We start from the raw sequence: 18,067 nt of genomic DNA, 5'->3' as shown, positions 1-18,067 counted from the left end.
TCATTATCCATTTTCCCAGTGGAATTACGCCTGTTGATGCTAATTGATGTAGAATCGTAAGTAGCCATTGAATCGTGCGTAGACAGTACGAAAAATAAACAAAAAAAGCTGAAAGAGAGTGTAACAAAATGACAATTAGCAATAATGTGGTCGCGATTATCCCAGCAAGGGGGGGCTCTAAAGGGGTGCCTAAAAAAAATATCAAGCCTCTTTTAGAAAAGCCGTTAATTGCTTACTCAATTGAACAAGCTGTCGCAACTAAGAGCATTGATCGAGTTATTGTCAGCACAGACTGTGATGAGATTGGCGCGGTGTCAGTTCAGTACGGCGCTGAAGTAATCAAACGACCTGATGATATTAGTGGCGATTTTGCTTCCTCTGAAGATGCATTAATTCATGCGATTAATGAACTAACTGCTACAGGCTATCAAGCATCCCATCTCGTTTTCTTACAATGTACTAGTCCTATCCGTGATTTGAATGATATAGAAGATTGCCTTGGTTTGGTGACCAATGGTCAATTTGATAGTGCGTTGAGTGTGGTTGAAAATCACAAGTTCTTATGGAGAACGGATGATGCTGGTGTGGCGACGCCGGTAAACTATGATCCAAATAATCGTAAGATGCGCCAAGAAATTAAAGAGTACCAAGAAAATGGTTCAATTTACGTGATGAAAACAGAGGATCTACTCGCATCCAAATGCCGTTTGAATGGCTCGGTAGGCGTACACGTCATGAGAGAAGAAACGGGCTTTGAGATAGACACCTTTGTAGATTTTGACATCATCGAACAATTAATGAGTAAATAGCAATGTATATCAATCGAGATACCGAAAGCTTTAAAATTTCCTATACCTCTACGCTGCTACAGGCCCTAGAAAAGCTATCAGAAAAAAAGACCAAAATACTCTTCGTCGTTGATCATAACGGCTCTGTCATTGGGGCACTAGCAGACGGTGATATACGTCGTTACTTAGTTGAAAAGAGCCAAGATCTGACCGCGACGGTCGTACAAGCGGCAAACCGTGATTTTCAATATATTTATAATGACCAATCTATTTCTAATGGCTACAACTTACTGTCGAGTAAGATCAAGAATGTCCCAATTCTTGATAAGTCAGATTTGCTGGTAGGTGTGATCGGTAATGATGAGCCTGTTATTGAGATTGCTGGTCGTCGTATCGGTGATCAAGAGCCATCATTTATCATTGCCGAAATTGGCAATAATCATAACGGCTCTCTTGAGTTAGCCAAAGAGTTAGTCGATTTAGCGGTCGATGCTGGGGCAGATTGCGTTAAATTTCAGATGCGTGATATGGCGAGCATGTATAACAATGAAGGTGATGATAACGATGCATCACAAGATTTGGGGGCTCAATATGTTCTGGATTTGTTGAAGCGATTCCAACTCTCAGATGACGAATTTATCGAGTTGTTTGCTTATTGTAAGCAGAAAAACATCCTTGCTCTTTGTACTCCATTTGATGAATCAAGTGCGGATAAGCTAGAAAAAATCGGCGTTGCTGGGTTTAAAGTAGCGTCAGCAGATTTAACTAACCATAAGTTACTTAAACATTTAGCTGCCAAGAAGCTGCCATTGATCCTTTCTACAGGGATGAGTGTTGAGCAGGAAATCATTGCCGCGGTTGAACTATTGGAGCAAGAGTCTGCTTCTTTTGCTCTTTTGCACTGTAACTCGACTTATCCTGCACCCTTCAAAGACGTCAACCTTGCTTATCTAGATCGCTTAAAAGCTTTGGGGCGTACTGTGATCGGTTATTCTGGTCATGAGCGTGGGATTGCCATTCCGATTGCGAGTGTTCCATTGGGTGCGAAAATCATCGAAAAGCATTTCACCGTTGATAAATCTATGGAAGGTAATGACCACAAAGTAAGTCTGCTTCCAGATGAGTTCAAAAACATGGTGATGTCGATTAGAGCGGTTGAAGAATCGTTAGGTAGTGCGGATATTTCAAAGACCATCACTCAGGGTGAAATGATGAACCGTGAGACTTTGGCGAAGAGTGTCGTCGCTAATGTGGCAATTTCAAAAGGTGATGTGATTACTGAAGAAATGCTGGCTATCAAATCACCAGGTAAAGGTTTGGCACCTTATAAAATGGGTGACTTGGTTAATCGTGTTGCAGTACGTGACATCGCTAAGAACGACTTTTTTTATCAGAGTGATATCGATGGAAATGTGGTTCAAGCGCGCAAATATCAACTGCCGTTAAAGTATGGTATTCCGGTTAGATATCATGATTTTGCGACTATTTGTGCTGGTGGTGAATTAGAAATGATTGAGTTCCATTTAAGTTACAAAGACCTCAGTGTTGATATTACTGAGTACTTGAATGGCAATTACAATATGGATGTGGCTATCCATGCTCCAGAACTCTTTGAAAATGATCATGTACTTGACCTTTGCTCTCCAGATGAAGAATATCGTCAACAATCTATCAAGCACATGCAGCGTGTGATTGATATGGCTCGAGATGTCAAACAGTACTTCCGTAACAAGAATGATCGTGTCTGTATTGTGGTTAACTGTGGTGGCTTTACTTCTGATGGATTTGTGTCTGAAAGTGAAAGAACAGCCCTGTATGCGAAAGTGGCTGAAAGCTTCTCCATGCTAGACGCTGAAGGCGTAGAGTTAATTCCACAAACTATGCCTCCATTCCCATGGCATTTTGGTGGTCAGCAATATCACAACTTGTTTGTAGATAAGGATGAAATCATCGAGTTCTGTCATCAATACAACTACAGAATCTGTTTTGATTTATCTCATACTGCACTGGCATGTAATTACTATAAGTGGGATCTGAACGATTTCGCTAAAGACATTGCCAAGTATTCAGCTCATCACCATATTTCTGATGCGAAAGGTGCTGATGGTGAAGGCTTGCAGATTGGAGATGGTGACGTGGACTTTATTACTGTTTTTTCTGCGCTTGAAGCTGACGCGCCGAATACCACTTGGATACCTGAAATTTGGCAAGGTCACAAAAATAATGGTGAAGGATTCTGGAAAAGCTTAGCATCTCTAGAAACCGTGTTAAACGCCAAGTGATTAAAGACCTCAGAATATACAGTTAGGTTTTCCTAGGGCACTTTATCCTAGATAAAAAAACGAGTTCATATGAACTCGTTTTTTTTAATATTTCTTCTTGATGAGAGAATGAAATAACTACTCAGCTTCTGCCTCATCAAATTCATCTTCCAAAGACACATCCAGCGACTCCTGAGACAAAATCACCCCAGTATTATCCGCATAAACATAGTCTTCAGGTAGGAAAGTTACACCGCCAAAATTGACTGGGATGTCGACTTCACCTACTTCAGTTTGGATTGCGCCGACAGGAATGGAGGCGAGGGCTTGAATGCCGATGTCCATACCTTCTAATTCGTCCACTTCGCGTACACAGCCGTAAACAATAATGCCTTCCCAGTTGCTCTCTTCTGCTTGCTGGGCAATGTCGGCATCGATAAGTGCTTTGCGTAGTGAGCCACCGCCATCGATAAGAAGAACGCGACCTTCGCCGTCTTGTTCTAGGATATCGCGGATAATGCCGTTATCTTCGAAACACTTGATGGTAGTGACCTGACCTGCGAATGAGGCTCTGCCACCAAAGTTACTAAACATAGGTTCAACAACATCCACCTGTTCCAAATAGATGTCACATAAGGCTGAGGTACTGTATTCCATGGCGGCTCTTCTATTAGTTAACAAACAGTTTTGAGTATATCTGCTGGATAGGTCAATGCAATGACAATACGCAATTAACTGATAAGACTTTGAGCTATAACGGTTCCCGCAAACAGGATATTGGTAATGACCGAGCATTTCACCACCACTGGCATCATAGGCGCTATCTGCGCTGGTTTGGTGGCTTGCCACACCGCTTTGCCGTGTTTAACCACAATCAATAAGCTAATTAAAAATGGTAGGCTCACCCAAAGAGGCGTCGGTTGAATCATCAGATAGAGTGCGAAACAGAGCAGAGCGCTGAGTAGTAAAGCGCAGTGATAGAGTTTCGCTTTCTGTTGACCTAGACGCACTGCAACCGTTCGCTTCCCGCAGGCTTGGTCATTTTCAATATCACGCATATTGTTAACATTCAGAACCGCGACCGCAAGCAGACCACAGCCGATGGCGGGTAAAAAGAGTCGATAGTCCAAGTGACCAGTGTGCAAGAAATAGCTGCCCGAAACGCCAAGCAGCCCAAAGAAAATAAAGACTGAAATATCGCCAAGTCCGACGTAGCCGTAGGGTTTGTTGCCAATGGTGTAGGCAATGGCGGCGGCAATGGCTAACAGCCCAAGTAGGATGAAAGCGATAATATTTTGTAAGGAATCAAGGGCGTGAAAAAGCAGCGTGAGACCCACAAGGATGGTTGCGATGACATTGATGATAATCGCCTTTCTCATCGAATGGACAGAGACATCACCAGACTGAATCGCACGCATTGGACCAAGGCGCTGTTCATTGTCAGTGCCTTTGACGGCATCACCATAGTCATTGGCTAAATTGGACAGAACTTGCAATAGCGTTGCCGTGGCAAGGGCAAGCAGAGTGACGCTCCATGACATACTGTCAGAAGAGAAAGCGAGGGCGCTGCCAGTGACAATGGAGACTAAGGCTAATGGCAAGGTTTTGGGTCTAGCGGCATCAAGCCAGATTTGAATCGATGAGTTCATAATGCAATTGATTGAAAAAGCTTTTTGTTAGTATACCCAAGTTACCTCAAGATGCGAGGTTCAGCGAGATTTGCGTGGTTTGTGGACAAGGCAACGATTCGAAGATTCAGTGGTTCTAAATAAAGAGTCGTTATATAACCCCATCTTGCTGCAATATGCAGGCACCCTTGAGAGTAAATCTTATTTAAATGTCCAAGTTAAATATCCAAAGATACCAGTTAGACGTTCAAGGTAATGGTGGCAGAACAAAAAAACGCCCCTTGATTGTCAGAGCAATCAAGGGGCGCAGTCTAACCTGATAGCGTTTTTAAGCTTATAGAATGAAGCGGCTTAGGTCTTCATCTTCAACAAACTCACCCAGACGAGCGTTGACGTAAGCGGAATCGATGACCATTGTGGAACCTGGTTTGTCCGTTGCGTCAAATGAGATCTCATCCATTAGGCGTTCCATAACGGTGTGTAGGCGACGAGCACCGATGTTTTCTGTGGTCTCGTTAACCGTCCAAGCGGCATCGGCGATCTGTTGGATGCCGTCAGCAGTAAACTCAATAGTCACTTCTTCGGTCTTCATCAGAGCGATGTATTGCTCGGTCAGTGACGCTTTGGGTTCCGTTAGGATACGTTTGAAGTCTTCGCTGCTTAACGCTTCTAGTTCAACGCGGATCGGCAGGCGACCTTGAAGCTCAGGGATAAGATCCGATGGCTTAGCGACCTGGAATGCACCCGAGGTGATAAATAAAATATGGTCTGTTTTTACCATGCCGTGCTTGGTAGAGACGGTGCTACCTTCAATTAATGGCAGTAGATCGCGCTGTACGCCTTCACGAGAGACGTCTGGACCTGATGACTCACCTCGCTTACAGATCTTGTCAATCTCATCAATAAACACGATGCCGTGGTTTTCGACGTTGTAGATCGCTTGCTCTTTCAATTCTTCTTGATTGACCAGCTTAGCGGCTTCTTCTTCCGTTAACGCTTTGAACGCATCTTTAATTTTCAGCTTACGTTTCTTCTTGGTATCACCACCTAGGTTTTGGAACATGCTTTGCAGCTGGTTGGTCATTTCTTCCATACCAGGAGGTGCCATGATCTCGACACCCATTTGTGGTGCGGCGATATCGATTTCAATCTCTTTATCATCGAGTTTACCTTCACGCAGTTTTTTGCGGAAAGTCTGGCGAGTGCTGGAACTGGTGTCTGCCGGTGTTTCGTTTTGTCCCCAAGCGTCGCGAGCGGGTGGCAATAACGCATCAAGAATACGTTCCTCAGCTTGTTCTTGCGCGCGGAATTGAAATTTTTCCATCGCTTGCTGATGCGTCATCTTAATTGCGGCATCGGTGAGATCGCGGATAATGGTTTCCACTTCCTTACCCACATAGCCGACTTCAGTAAATTTGGTCGCTTCCACTTTGATAAACGGTGCGTTGGCCAGTTTAGCTAGGCGGCGTGCGATCTCGGTTTTACCCACACCAGTTGGACCGATCATGAGGATGTTCTTTGGTGTGACTTCTGGACGTAAGTTGTCATCAAGCTGCATTCTGCGCCAGCGGTTACGAAGTGCAATAGCGACTGAGCGCTTCGCTTTCTCTTGACCCACGATATGACGATTTAGTTCGTGGACAATCTCTCTTGGAGTCATTTCAGACATAGGAAATCCTTAAATTTCTTAAACACTATCTTTGTTTATGTGTGGTGTTTAGACCTTATTCTTGGTCGATTTCTAGTTCTTCGATAGTGTGGTTGTGGTTCGTAAATACACAGATGTCGCCAGCAATCTTCAATGCTTTCTCGGCGATGTCACGCGCATCCAACTCAGTGTTCTCAAGCAGGGCGGTTGCTGCGGCTTGGGCAAAGCTGCCACCTGAACCGATAGCAATCAAATCATGCTCCGGCTGCACGACGTCACCGTTACCGGTGATAATCAGAGAGGCGGTTTCATCCGCAACGGCTAACAAGGCTTCAAGCTTTCTCAGAGCACGGTCACTGCGCCAATCTTTTGCCAGCTCAACCGCAGCTTTGGTCAGATGACCTTGATGCATTTGCAGTTTGCTTTCAAAGCGTTCAAACAGAGTAAACGCGTCAGCGGTGCCACCAGCAAAGCCAGCCAATACTTGGTTGTTATAAAGTCGACGCACCTTGCGAGCGTTGCCCTTCATAACGGTATTGCCTAGCGATACTTGCCCATCGCCTGCGATGACAACTTTATTATTACGGCGTACAGATACAATAGTAGTCACGACGTTTGCCTCATGGTTTGTTTCTGAATGGTTATTATCTGGATATAGGGATAGTTGGCGTTGTTTTCAAGGAGGAAGAGAAGTTTTCAAGGCGGAAGCGAAAACAGTGAATGGAAAAACCTTACCGCAATAGTAGAAACCGCAATAGTAGAAAAGGCAGTCAGCTTTAATTGGTCAAAGTTGGAGTACGGAATAAAAAATTGGAGTACGGAATTAAAAAATAAGCCGCGAAGGGTTTAAAGTTTCGCGGCTTATACGGTTTTAATGGCTAATGATGAGGGGAGAGCGCGATGATTTAGAGCGCTTCTTTCCAAATCTTACATGGCTCAATCTTGGCGCGTTGCAGCTTATGTTTATCGCGTTCAGCATCGCGCTTTAACGAATAGGGACCCAGTACGACACGATGAAAGCTGCTGCCTTCTTTTTTTACGATCTGGCTGCTTAGACCTTGAAACGCAATATCCAGTTTACGGCTTTCTGCTTGAGCGATGGTTCGGTAAGCGCCGCATTGCATGATGTAGGGCACTTTCGATTTTATCTGCTCCTTGGCTTGTACTTCGATCTCTCGATTTGGCAAGGTATCCACATAATCCCATTTCTCTTCTGGAGGCGGTGGAATTTGTGCTTTAGGCTTCGCTTTTTGTTCGGTCTGAGTTGCGACCGCTGGGGTTGATTTAGCCGGGATCTCAGGCTCTGGATCAGAGCTTAAGGTATATAACCCCCATGCAAATACACCGGTAGCGATGATCGCTAACAGCCCACTGCGCCATGGTTTTTTTCTGCTGGGTGCTTTTTTACGTGAGGTGCGAGTGCTACCTTTGCCACGTTTTACATAGTCTCGGTTTGCCACTAGGTTTGATACTGATACTTGGGAAATAAACAGACCTCATGGTAAATACCACGAGGCCAAGTTGCAAGTAGGCTTAGAAAGTTCTTGGAGCTGTCGCACTCTCACGGACCACTAATCGAGTCTCTAATAGACGAGAGCCGGGATGAATATCGACACCTTTAAGTGTTTCAAGCATCAGATACATGGCTTGTCGACCTATCTCATAACGTGGCTGCGAGATGGTGGTCAGCGGAGGTTCGCAGTATTGAGCGAACTGAATGTCATCAAAGCCAACGACAGAGAGGTCTTGAGGGACGCGTAATCCTAGCTTTTTCGCCTCTTGCATAGCGCCAATGGCCATGATGTCGTTATGACAGAAAATTGCGGTTGGTGGCTCAGGAAGTGCGAGCAGTGAGCGCACAGATTTCGCTCCGGATTCAAAGGTAAAGTCGCCTCGAATGGTGTACTCAGGTTTCATCGTAAGACCGGCACGACGCAGAGCTTGTTGATAACCTTGCTGCCTAAAGCGGCATAAGAAGGCCGTTTCGGGACCAGAGATTTGCGCGACACGTTTATGCCCTAATTGCGCTAAATAATTCACCGCCTCATAAGCTGAGGTTAAGTTATCAATGTGAACGGTTGGCAAGCCTAATTCAGGTGCAAACTCACAGGCCATCACCATTGGAGGCAGGTTTTTCTGCTCTGGTTTACTGATGTCAAAAGGAAGATCGGTTCCAAGCAGCAGCATGCCATCCGCTTGTTTGGTGAACACTAAGTTTACAAATGAGGATTCACGCTTTTTCGATTGACCGCTGTCGCCAAGTAGCACTAAGTAGCCATGTTCCATCGCGACATCTTCAATGCCACGAATAATCTCTGAGAAATAGGGATCGCAGATATCAGGAACAATGGTCACGATGGTTTTTGACTCATTCTTTCTTAGGTTGCGCGCCAACGAGTTTGGAGAATAACCCGCCTCTAGCACTGCGGATTCTACGCGTTTTCGAGTGGTTGATGAGACTTTTTCTGGGTTCATCAATGCTCTAGATACGGTTGCGGTCGATACCCCTGCTAACTGGGCAACATCCTTCATTGTCGCCATAATATTTTTATCCTCTACTTTATGATGGCTGGATAAGAGTGCTACATCTAACTACCAAAGCAAAGGCACTCTTACGATTATCCATGAATCTAAATGTGTATTACCTTTTTCAGCACAAATGCTTTGGCAACATATAATGACGTATTAATGAGTAATATGCATTTCTTGGCACAAAGTTACGGTTTGTATAACAATAATTACATTTGTTTTGCGACAGTCCTCACGCTTTAATGGTGTGTGAGTTTAATGAACGATCCACTCTTTCTTTTGGTTAGCTGAGATCTTGAGGCTCTATATCCATAGACCAGCGCACTTTTTTTGCATTGGGAAGTTGAGCAATGACTGGCTTGGCACTGGCCAAGATCTTTTGCATCTGGCTGCGACTGGTCACTTGTAACATCAATTGCCAACGGGATTTACCCGCTCGCTTAGCCATAGGAGCCGGTGTGGGTCCTAAAACGATCGCCTGGTGGTCAAATAGTGGGTGCGCTTCAAGAGAGTGGCGAACTTGACGCAAAAATATTTCGGCGTCGTCCGATTGATTCGCTTCCGCTCTAAATAGAGTGAGAAAGCTGAAAGGAGGCAACATGGCATACTTGCGTTCTTGTAATACACTCTGGGCAAAGTGGTGATAGTCTTTGTGCAGTAAGGTTTGCAGCAGCGAGTGCTCTGGATGGTGCGTTTGCAGTAAGACTTCCCCAGGTTTACTGGCTCGCCCTGCGCGTCCCGCAACTTGAATAAATAGCTGTGCTAATCGCTCAGAGGCGCGAAAATCACTGCTATATAAAGAGGCATCAACGTCTAATAGTGCCACCAGAGTCACATTAGGAAAGTGGTGACCTTTAGCGAGCATTTGAGTGCCGATTAATATCTGATATTCATTATTGCGAATCGATTCGAGCGCATTCTCCAGACTGCCTTTACGTCGAGTGCTATCCCGATCGATACGAATCGCTTTGTATTCAGGGAAGAGTGTCGCGAGTTGCTGTTCAAGTTGCTCGGTGCCCACACCGACGGTGACCAACTGATTAGAATTGCAATTTTGGCATTGATGAATCGTTGGACGCTGCGAGCCACAATGGTGGCAGCGCATCTCGCGGCTGGATTGGTGATAGGTATAGTAAGCATCACAGCGTTGGCAATCGGCAGTCCAACCACATTCATGGCACATCAGGGCTGGGCTAAATCCGCGACGGTTGAGAAACAGCATCACTTGATTGCCTTGATTAAGGTGCTTGCGTAATTCAGCAATTAGCGGGGCAGAAAGACCAGCTTCTAGATACTGCCCTTTGACATCAATAACCTTATTCGTGGTGGGGACCGCTAGACCCGCGCGCTGGCTCAGTACTAAATGATGATATTTACCACTTAATGCGTTGTGCAGTGTCTCGAGCGAAGGCGTCGCAGAGCCTAAAATAATCGGTATCTGCTCTTTGGCCGCTCGCATAACGGCGACATCGCGAGCATGGTAGCGTAGGCTATCTTGCTGTTTGTAGGAGGTATCATGCTCTTCGTCGACAATAATAATGCCAAGATCAGCAAAGGGCGTAAGTAATGCTGAGCGTGTACCAATCACAATGCCAGCGTGATTGTCTCGGGCACTGAGCCATGCGTTTAGGCGTTCACTATCATTGAGCCCAGAATGGATCACTTCCACAGGTACATTAAAGCGTTTACGAAAACGGTTGATAGTTTGCGGCGTTAAGCCAATCTCCGGAACCAGTACCAGCGCCTGTCGACCTTTTTCGACAACCGGTTTGATCATTTGCAGGTAGACTTCGGTTTTACCTGAGCCGGTTACGCCTTCCAGTAAATAACACCCAAACTGGTTTTGGCTGTTGACTGAGGCGATGGCAATCGCTTGCTCTGAATTGACCTTGAGATCACCAGGATCATTAGTGATCACTGCTGGTCTTGGTGGCACGGTCACGGTTTTTTCCTCAGAGACAACCCACCCTTTATCTTCAATGGTCTTTAGCGTAGCGCTACTGATTTCATGATCGAGTAGAGATTGATGGTCACAGGGACCAGACTCTAGCATCATCATCGCTTTCGCTTGTTTGACTGCCCGACCAAATCCCTGCATGAGTTGGTTTTTACCACTGTCGGTTAAACGCCACTGAATCGTGGCAGAGAAGTTGGCTTGCTTGCCTTTACGCAGTGCTGCGGGCAGCGCATTGTTGAGGGTGTCACCTAAAGGATGTTGATAGTATTGACTGCACCAAACGATAAGTTCATACAGAGGCTTTGACCAAACCGGTTGAGTATCAAGGGCTTGTTTTATCGACTTGAGTTGTTCAATAGGAAACTCGGACTGATGACTAAACTCGGTAACGATGCCGACTAAAGTCTGTCGTCCAAACGGCACGGATACTCGACCGCCCACCACAGGAAAGAGGTGAGCAGGAACGAGGTAGTCGAACTGCTTATCTAAGGGAACAGGCAGGGCAACTCGGGCGATATTTGGACGCATAATAGAGAGAACTTAAATCAATGGGATTGGTATTCTATACTTAACTGCGGTGATAAAGTTAGGCTTTCCGGCTCATTTTTGTGCTTTGCCTTTGAAGTGACGAAGAATCGTCACCTAAAGGTGGTGAAAAAAGTGGCAATTTTTGTTGATTCCAAGGTGAGTATTCATTAATATACTGCGCCTTGATGGTATGGTCTAATGTCCCTATCATTGCGATTTACTTTTTAACTACGTGTGGTGTCCGGCTTAGAATCGGATGGCGACACGGCCTAAATATTTGAGGTTTCCCATGAAAGCTGGTATCCACCCAGAGTACAAAGCAGTTAAAGCAACTTGTTCTTGCGGTAACGAGTTTGAGTTCAACTCAACGCTATCTAAAGAGTCAATTCACCTTGACGTATGTGACAAATGTCACCCATTCTACACTGGTAAGCAACGTATCGTTGATACGGGCGGCCGTGTTGATCGCTTCAACAAGCGTTTTGGTGCTCTGTCTAGCAAGAAGTAATTCTGCATATACAGATTCCAGAAAAGGACGCCAATCGGCGTCCTTTTTCTTTGCCTCATAGATAAACACGTCATCAACAAGCGTTATATCCGTTCAAGCTTGCCCTTAAAATATATACCCAAGTTACTTCTGAACTCTGCATCTTGAGGTAACTTGGGTATAGTCACTTTATTAGATGACTGCTCCTGCCAGTGTGATTAAATTCACGATGCCTCTTTTCAATTTGTGTGATCTGGGTAGTATGTGATGTTTTAATTAATAGTTATTAAAACGACTCACAGTAAGGTTACACACTATGTCTGATGACAATCTGATCAACGAGTTTCGCCAGCAAGCTCTTGATTACCATGCCCATCCTGTTCCTGGAAAAATTGAAGTCGCACTGACCAAACCGGCTAACTCAGCCAAAGATCTTGCGCTTGCGTATAGCCCAGGCGTTGCAGAGCCCGTGCGTGAAATAGCGCAAAGTGCGGACAACGTTTATAAGTACACCGCGAAAGGCAATATGGTCGCCGTGATCTCAAACGGGACCGCTATTTTAGGTTTGGGTAACTTGGGACCCTTAGCGTCAAAACCGGTTATGGAAGGCAAGGCGTTGTTGTTTAAGCGTTTTGCAGGATTGGATTCTATCGACATAGAAGTGAAGCACCGCACTATCGATGAGTTTGTTGACACTGTAGCCAATATTTCTGACACTTTTGGTGGCATCAACTTAGAAGATATTAAAGCGCCGGATTGCTTTGAAATTGAGAAACGTCTTATCGAGCGTTGCGATGTACCAGTATTCCATGATGATCAGCACGGTACAGCGATTGTAACCGCAGCGGGGATGCTGAATGCCCTTGAACTACAAGGCAAAGAGCTAAAAGAGGCGACCATCGTCTGCTTGGGTGCAGGTGCTGCGGCGATTGCTTGTATGGAATTGTTGATCAAATGCGGCGCAATGCGTGAGAAGATCTACATGCTGGATCGTAAGGGCGTGATCCATACTCGCCGTGATGATCTGAATGAATATAAAGCACTGTTTGCCAATAACACTGACAAACGCACCTTGGAAGATGTGATTGAAGGTGCGGATCTTTTCTTGGGTGTGTCTGGTCCAGACTTACTGCCTGCGGACGCATTAAAGCTGATGGCTGATAAGCCAGTGGTTTTTGCATGCTCTAATCCAGATCCCGAGATTAAACCGGAGTTGGCTTACCAAGTTCGAGATGATTTGATCATGGGTACAGGTCGCTCTGATTATCCAAACCAAGTGAATAACGTACTCTGCTTCCCATTTATTTTCCGTGGTGCATTAGATGTGCGTGCCAGCGAAATTAATGATGAGATGAAATTAGCCGCGGTTGAAGCAATTCGTCAGTTAGCAAAAGAAGAAGTACCAGAAGCCGTTTTACATGCGGCGGGCGTTGAAAGCCTTAGTTTTGGTAATGATTATATTATCCCTAAACCCATGGACCCGCGTCTATTACCTCGTGTCGCGAAAGCGGTAGCGTTGGCTGCGGTTGAGTCTGGGGTGGCGAGGATTGAGTTGCCTGAGAGTTATATGGTTTAAACTAAACTAAATAGGTGCTAGGTGCTAGGTGCTAGGTGATAGGTGCTAGGGTGATATGGTCCCGTGAAAGTAGACGGGACCTAGATTCTAGGACCTAGGGCCTAAAACCTAGAATCTTATCTCTTACTCTTCATCGAAGGCTTCAAACTCAATACCCATCTCCGTCATTAGCTGTTTGGCTTCGGTTGGGATGTCGTCTGGACGGTCTTTTCTTAGGTCTTCATCGGTGGGTAAGGGTTGACCGGTATACGCGTGCAGGAACGCTTCGCAAAGCAGTTCGCTGTTGGTCGCGTGGCGCAGGTTGTTGATCTGGCGGCGAGTGCGTTCATCGGTCAGTACTTTAAGCACCTTTAACGGAATGGATACCGTGATTTTCTTTACTTGCTCGCTCTTTTTACCATGCTCTGCGTAAGGGCTGATGTATTCACCGTTCCAGTCTGCCATAGCGTACCTTCGTTCCACTGTTTGAAATAGAGTAATTCACAATGGCGCAATTTTAGCGGCATTTACTGCCATATGCAAAGCCTTATAGACGTCTAGAAGTGTTGACGTCTTTTTTCGTAATGGTAAAGTGAACCCATTCTACTTTTATGGACTGTTGCGCTTTCGATATTTTGCGCAGCAGTTCGATGAAAATCTGTAAGGTCAAAATTACTGACGATTGTTAGGCAACAAGCCTAGTATCACAGTTTGACTTGGGTATACTAATTTTCATTAATCGCGTTTGATAAAGGATTTTTCTATGAGCGATCGGAAGCCGTCTACAATTGCCGTACGCACAGGTATCGAGTCTGACACTCAACACCATGCTGTTGTTCCCCCTATTTACCTCTCAACCAACTATGGTTTTCCTGCCTTTGGGGAAGTGCCAAATTACGACTATACCCGCTCAGGAAACCCAAACCGAGGATTACTCGAGCAAGCGCTGAGTGAGTTAGAATCCGGTGAAGGCGCAGTGATCACTAACTGTGGTACCTCAGCTCTAAACCTTTGGGTGTCGACATTTTTAGGTCCCGATGATCTGATTGTAGCGCCGCATGATTGCTACGGTGGTACTTTCCGCCTTTTCAATACACGAGCAAATAAGGGTGACTTCAAGGTTAACTTTGTTGATCAAGTGGATGAAGCCGCATTGGACCAAGCGTTGGCACAGAAGCCCAAGTTGATTCTGTTGGAAACCCCATCAAATCCTCTAGTACGCGTGGTGGATATTGAAAAAATTTGCCAAAAAGCAAAAGCGATCGGTGCCATGGTGGCGGTAGACAACACCTTTTTAACGCCTATCTATCAAAAGCCGTTAGAGCTGGGGGCTGATTTTGTTATCCACTCAACCACTAAGTTCATCAATGGACACTCAGACGTGATCGGTGGAGTGATTATTGCGAAGTCAGCACAAGATGCCGAAGAACTGGCTTGGTGGGGCAACTGTATCGGTGCAACCGGCACACCGTTTGATAGCTATATGACCCTAAGAGGACTGCGTACTTTGGGGGCGCGTATGCGAGTCCATGAAGAGAGCTCACTGGAGATCCTTAAATTCCTCACGACGCAGTCTTTAGTTAAAACGATTTATCACCCAAGCCTACCTGAACACCCAGGGCACGAGATTGCCAAGAAGCAGCAATCGGGTTTTGGTTCCATGCTCAGTTTTGAGTTTGCGGGCAGCTTTGATCAGCTTAAGTACTTTGTGGGTGAGTTGTCCTTGTTTTCCCTTGCTGAGTCTCTGGGAGGAGTGGAAAGCCTTATCTGTCATCCAGCCTCGATGACACATCGAGCGATGGGAGAGGAAGCGCTGGCAAAGGCGGGTGTCTCACAACAATTGCTGCGTTTGTCTGTGGGTCTTGAAGATGCCCAAGATTTGATTGCCGATTTACAACAAGCGTTTGCTAAAACGCATCGTTACCAAGGGTGAATAACAAGATGAATACGAAAAGGCAGCTGCATAAATTTGGTGGTAGTAGCTTAGCCGATCCTGAGTGCTATCGTCGCGTAGCCGCGATTTTACGCGATTATTCACACTGTGAAGATCTAGTGGTGGTCTCTGCGGCAGGCAAAACCACCAATCGACTCATTCAATTTCTTGATGCGCTGAGTAAAGATGGGCGTCTTGCTCATGAGCATCTGCACCAACTTAGACAGTTTCAGTTATCCTTGGTGGATGAATTGCTTAAGGATGAGGAAGCCACCGCCCTGTCTGAGTCGATGAGTAAAGACTTTACTCAGCTTGGTGAACTGACCCTACCACTTTCAGAGGCTGAGCGAGCGGCTGTGCTGGGTCACGGTGAAGTCTGGTCATCTCGATTGTTAGCCGCTCTACTTCGTCAGTCTGATCTGGCTGCCGTGGCGCAAGATGCTAGAGCGTTCTTAAGAGCGGAGCCCGGCACTCAGCCTGAGGTGGATCGTGCACAATCCTATCCATTAATCAAAGAGATGTTGGCACAGCATCAACACCACCGAGTGGTGATTACCGGCTTTATGGCACAAAGCACTCAAGGTGACACTGTACTGCTGGGGCGAAATGGTTCGGATTACTCAGCAACCGTGATTGGCGCATTGGCCGAGGTGGATATCGTCACAATTTGGAGTGACGTGGCGGGTGTTTATAGCGCGGATCCAAGACTAGTGAATGATGCTTGCTTGCTGCCCCTGTTGCGACTGGATGAAGCGAGCGAATTAGCAAGACTAGCGGCTCCGGTGTTGCATAGTCGAACGCTACAACCAGTGGCGCAAAGTGCGATGGATTTGAGCTTACGCTGCAGTTATCAGCCAGAGTCTGGCTCGACACGTATCGAGCGCGTGTTAGTCTCTGGGCGGGGTGCAAAAATTATAACCTCTCTCGATGAGGTGCTACTGATTGAGCTGAGTTTTGCCAGCGGTCATGATTTTGAACGAGCCAAAGAGCAGGTACTCAGTAGCTTATACCGCGCCCAATTAGAACCTTTAGCCTTTGAAGCGCAGAGTGATCAGGCTCGTCTTCGTCTCGCTTATACCACCGAGATCGCGTCTGGCGTGCTCGAACAGCTACAAGATTCAGCCGTGACGGCGGAGATCCGCCTGAAAGAAGGCTATTCCATGCTGGCAGCCGTTGGTGCGGGAGTGACCAAGAATGCCAACCACTGTTTTGGCTTCTATCAACAGTTAAAAAATGCACCGACGGAATTCTTCTTTGAGAGTGAATCTGGACTGAGTCTGGTTGCGCTTCTGCGTACCACTGAGCTTAGTGGCTTGGTGAAGTCGCTGCATACTCAGCTGTTCCAAGCCCATAAGCGTGTTGCCATTGCTTTATGTGGAAAGGGCAATATAGGTTCAAGTTGGTTGGAGCTGTTCAAGCGACAAAAGTCTGAGATTGAAAAACGCCGCGGCATGAGTTTTGACTTGGTCGCCATTGTCGATAGCCAAAAGCTTTGGCTCGATCCTAATGGGTTGGATGAGCAGACCGCTCTGGATAGATACAGTGACGAAGCAGTGGCGTATCAAGGCGATGAGTGGTTAAGTCAACTGGCGAGCTTGCAGGGCTACGATGAAGTTGTGGTGCTGGATGTCACGGCAAGCAAAGCACTTTCTGAACGATATATCGATATCGCGGAAAGTGGTATGCATCTGATATCGGCGAATAAGGTAGCGGGATCTGCGCCGAGTGATATTTACCATGCGGTGCAGGATGCGTTTGCCAAAACTGGGCGTCAGTGGCTTTACAACGCCACCGTGGGGGCTGGATTACCGATCAACCACACGGTGCGAGACTTAAAAGAGAGTGGCGATGAGATCACCGCGCTATCAGGCATTTTCTCTGGCACTTTGTCTTGGTTATTCCAGCAGTTCGATGGCAGTGTGCCATTCAGTGAGTTGGTTGATCTAGCTTGGCAGCAAGGTCTGACTGAACCCGATCCACGTTTGGATCTTGATGGCTCAGATGTGATGAGAAAATTGGTGATTCTTGCTAGAGAGTCGGGCGTGAATATTGAGCCAACATCGGTGACGGTTGAGTCTTTGGTGCCAGCGGAGCTGAAGCATCTATCACTGGACGAATTTTTTGACCAAGCGGCTTTATTGAGCGAGCAACTTCAAGAACGGTTGGATAAAGCCAAGCGAGAAGACAAGGTGCTGCGCTATGTTGCTCGCCTTGATAAATACGGTAAAGCAAGAGTGGGTATTGAAGCCTTGTCAAAAGAGCACGCGTTGGCAAACTTGCTGCCTTGTGACAACATATTCGCGATTGAAAGTGCATGGTACAAAGATAATCCGCTGGTGATCAGGGGACCCGGTGCCGGTCGCGAGGTGACGGCAGGGGCAATTCAATCGGATTTGAACCTGTTATCCAGCTTATTCTAACCATTGATTAAGCGCCTTTGTTACGGATTTAGCGAAATCCCAAACAAGGCGCTTTTTTAATGCGCTTTACATCCATCATCTATGAGCGAAAAAATCATCAATTGTCTATTGACTTTAAACCGCGTCCCCGTCATTCTGTAGACATATAGACGTCTAAACGTCGAAAATAACAAAAGCAGTAATACACAACATTACGTTCAAAGTACTTACGTTCACAATTATCTACATTAAAAGTCATTGATGCAGAAAACATAATTACGTTGAAAAAGACCAACCACAAAAACAGACAGGTTTAAGCCAAAGGATTGACCAGGCTTTAGTGTGATAGGGAGA

Annotated in this window: 14 protein-coding genes; 6 read left to right on the top strand and 8 right to left on the bottom strand. The window is 46.0% G+C overall.

Annotation, left to right across the window (positions count from 1 at the left end):
• The first annotated feature begins 128 nt into the window (after window positions 1–128).
• Window positions 129–809, top strand: coding sequence for an acylneuraminate cytidylyltransferase family protein (locus L9Q39_RS12525; protein ID WP_237485368.1), 681 nt, complete (start codon window positions 129–131; stop codon window positions 807–809).
• Window positions 810–811: 2 nt separating this feature from the next.
• Entirely contained in the window at window positions 812–3,070 is a 2,259-nt protein-coding gene (locus tag L9Q39_RS12520) for an N-acetylneuraminate synthase family protein (RefSeq protein WP_237485367.1), read from the top strand.
• Window positions 3,071–3,187: 117 nt separating this feature from the next.
• Here L9Q39_RS12520 and rraA read toward each other — a convergent pair whose 3' ends face one another.
• The 7 genes from rraA to priA form a co-directional block, all read right to left on the bottom strand.
• On the bottom strand, window positions 3,188–3,706 hold the full coding sequence (gene rraA, locus L9Q39_RS12515; protein WP_237485366.1) for a ribonuclease E activity regulator RraA: 519 nt from the start codon (window positions 3,704–3,706) through the stop codon (window positions 3,188–3,190).
• A gap of 74 nt (window positions 3,707–3,780) precedes the next feature.
• Window positions 3,781–4,698, bottom strand: coding sequence for a 1,4-dihydroxy-2-naphthoate polyprenyltransferase (locus L9Q39_RS12510; protein WP_237485365.1), 918 nt, complete (start codon window positions 4,696–4,698; stop codon window positions 3,781–3,783).
• Window positions 4,699–5,011: 313 nt separating this feature from the next.
• Complete coding sequence (gene hslU / locus L9Q39_RS12505) at window positions 5,012–6,346, bottom strand: ATP-dependent protease ATPase subunit HslU (protein WP_237485364.1); 1,335 nt, start codon at window positions 6,344–6,346, stop codon at window positions 5,012–5,014.
• A gap of 55 nt (window positions 6,347–6,401) precedes the next feature.
• Window positions 6,402–6,935 (bottom strand): ATP-dependent protease subunit HslV, encoded by a 534-nt coding sequence (hslV, locus tag L9Q39_RS12500; RefSeq protein WP_237485363.1) that lies wholly within the window; start codon window positions 6,933–6,935, stop codon window positions 6,402–6,404.
• Between the two features lie 295 nt (window positions 6,936–7,230).
• On the bottom strand, window positions 7,231–7,785 hold the full coding sequence (locus L9Q39_RS12495) for an SPOR domain-containing protein (RefSeq protein ID WP_237485362.1): 555 nt from the start codon (window positions 7,783–7,785) through the stop codon (window positions 7,231–7,233).
• 73 nt (window positions 7,786–7,858) lie between these two features.
• On the bottom strand, window positions 7,859–8,869 hold the full coding sequence (cytR, locus tag L9Q39_RS12490; protein WP_290369159.1) for a DNA-binding transcriptional regulator CytR: 1,011 nt from the start codon (window positions 8,867–8,869) through the stop codon (window positions 7,859–7,861).
• 268 nt (window positions 8,870–9,137) lie between these two features.
• Window positions 9,138–11,339 carry a primosomal protein N' gene (priA, locus tag L9Q39_RS12485; protein WP_237485360.1) on the bottom strand — a complete coding sequence of 734 codons (2,202 nt, stop codon included), beginning with the start codon at window positions 11,337–11,339 and terminating at the stop codon, window positions 9,138–9,140.
• 289 nt (window positions 11,340–11,628) lie between these two features.
• On the opposite strand from priA, the gene rpmE reads away from it, so the two are divergent.
• A complete protein-coding gene (gene rpmE / locus L9Q39_RS12480; protein WP_237485359.1) occupies window positions 11,629–11,847 on the top strand; it encodes a 50S ribosomal protein L31 in 219 nt (72 codons plus the stop codon).
• Window positions 11,848–12,142: 295 nt separating this feature from the next.
• Complete coding sequence (locus L9Q39_RS12475; protein WP_237485358.1) at window positions 12,143–13,402, top strand: malic enzyme-like NAD(P)-binding protein; 1,260 nt, start codon at window positions 12,143–12,145, stop codon at window positions 13,400–13,402.
• 123 nt (window positions 13,403–13,525) lie between these two features.
• Here L9Q39_RS12475 and metJ read toward each other — a convergent pair whose 3' ends face one another.
• Window positions 13,526–13,846, bottom strand: a complete 321-nt coding sequence (metJ, locus tag L9Q39_RS12470; protein WP_237485357.1) for a met regulon transcriptional regulator MetJ — start codon at window positions 13,844–13,846, stop codon at window positions 13,526–13,528.
• Between the two features lie 298 nt (window positions 13,847–14,144).
• Between metJ and L9Q39_RS12465 the strand changes: the two genes are divergently transcribed.
• A complete protein-coding gene (locus tag L9Q39_RS12465) occupies window positions 14,145–15,314 on the top strand; it encodes an O-succinylhomoserine (thiol)-lyase (RefSeq protein WP_237485356.1) in 1,170 nt (389 codons plus the stop codon).
• Window positions 15,315–15,322: 8 nt separating this feature from the next.
• Window positions 15,323–17,734, top strand: a complete 2,412-nt coding sequence (locus tag L9Q39_RS12460; RefSeq protein WP_237485355.1) for a bifunctional aspartate kinase/homoserine dehydrogenase II — start codon at window positions 15,323–15,325, stop codon at window positions 17,732–17,734.
• Window positions 17,735–18,067 lie beyond the last annotated feature (333 nt).

Origin of the sequence: Vibrio hippocampi (assembly GCF_921292975.1) — a bacterium.
Taxonomy (GTDB): Bacteria; Pseudomonadota; Gammaproteobacteria; order Enterobacterales; family Vibrionaceae; genus Vibrio; species Vibrio hippocampi.
This window is presented reverse-complemented; position numbering and strand designations above follow the sequence as displayed.

Excerpts from the sequence above, each read along its gene's own strand:
- L9Q39_RS12475 (WP_237485358.1), top strand. The coding sequence starts at position 12,143 with ATGTCTGATGACAATCTGATCAACGAGTTTCGCCAGCAAGCTCTTGAT.
- L9Q39_RS12460 (WP_237485355.1), top strand. The coding sequence starts at position 15,323 with ATGAATACGAAAAGGCAGCTGCATAAATTTGGTGGTAGTAGCTTAGCC.
- L9Q39_RS12510 (WP_237485365.1), bottom strand. The coding sequence starts at position 4,698 with ATGAACTCATCGATTCAAATCTGGCTTGATGCCGCTAGACCCAAAACC.
- L9Q39_RS12520 (WP_237485367.1), top strand. The coding sequence starts at position 812 with ATGTATATCAATCGAGATACCGAAAGCTTTAAAATTTCCTATACCTCT.
- metJ (WP_237485357.1), bottom strand. The coding sequence starts at position 13,846 with ATGGCAGACTGGAACGGTGAATACATCAGCCCTTACGCAGAGCATGGT.
- hslU (WP_237485364.1), bottom strand. The coding sequence starts at position 6,346 with ATGTCTGAAATGACTCCAAGAGAGATTGTCCACGAACTAAATCGTCAT.
- rpmE (WP_237485359.1), top strand. The coding sequence starts at position 11,629 with ATGAAAGCTGGTATCCACCCAGAGTACAAAGCAGTTAAAGCAACTTGT.
- L9Q39_RS12525 (WP_237485368.1), top strand. The coding sequence starts at position 129 with ATGACAATTAGCAATAATGTGGTCGCGATTATCCCAGCAAGGGGGGGC.
- L9Q39_RS12465 (WP_237485356.1), top strand. The coding sequence starts at position 14,145 with ATGAGCGATCGGAAGCCGTCTACAATTGCCGTACGCACAGGTATCGAG.
- rraA (WP_237485366.1), bottom strand. The coding sequence starts at position 3,706 with ATGGAATACAGTACCTCAGCCTTATGTGACATCTATTTGGAACAGGTG.
- priA (WP_237485360.1), bottom strand. The coding sequence starts at position 11,339 with ATGCGTCCAAATATCGCCCGAGTTGCCCTGCCTGTTCCCTTAGATAAG.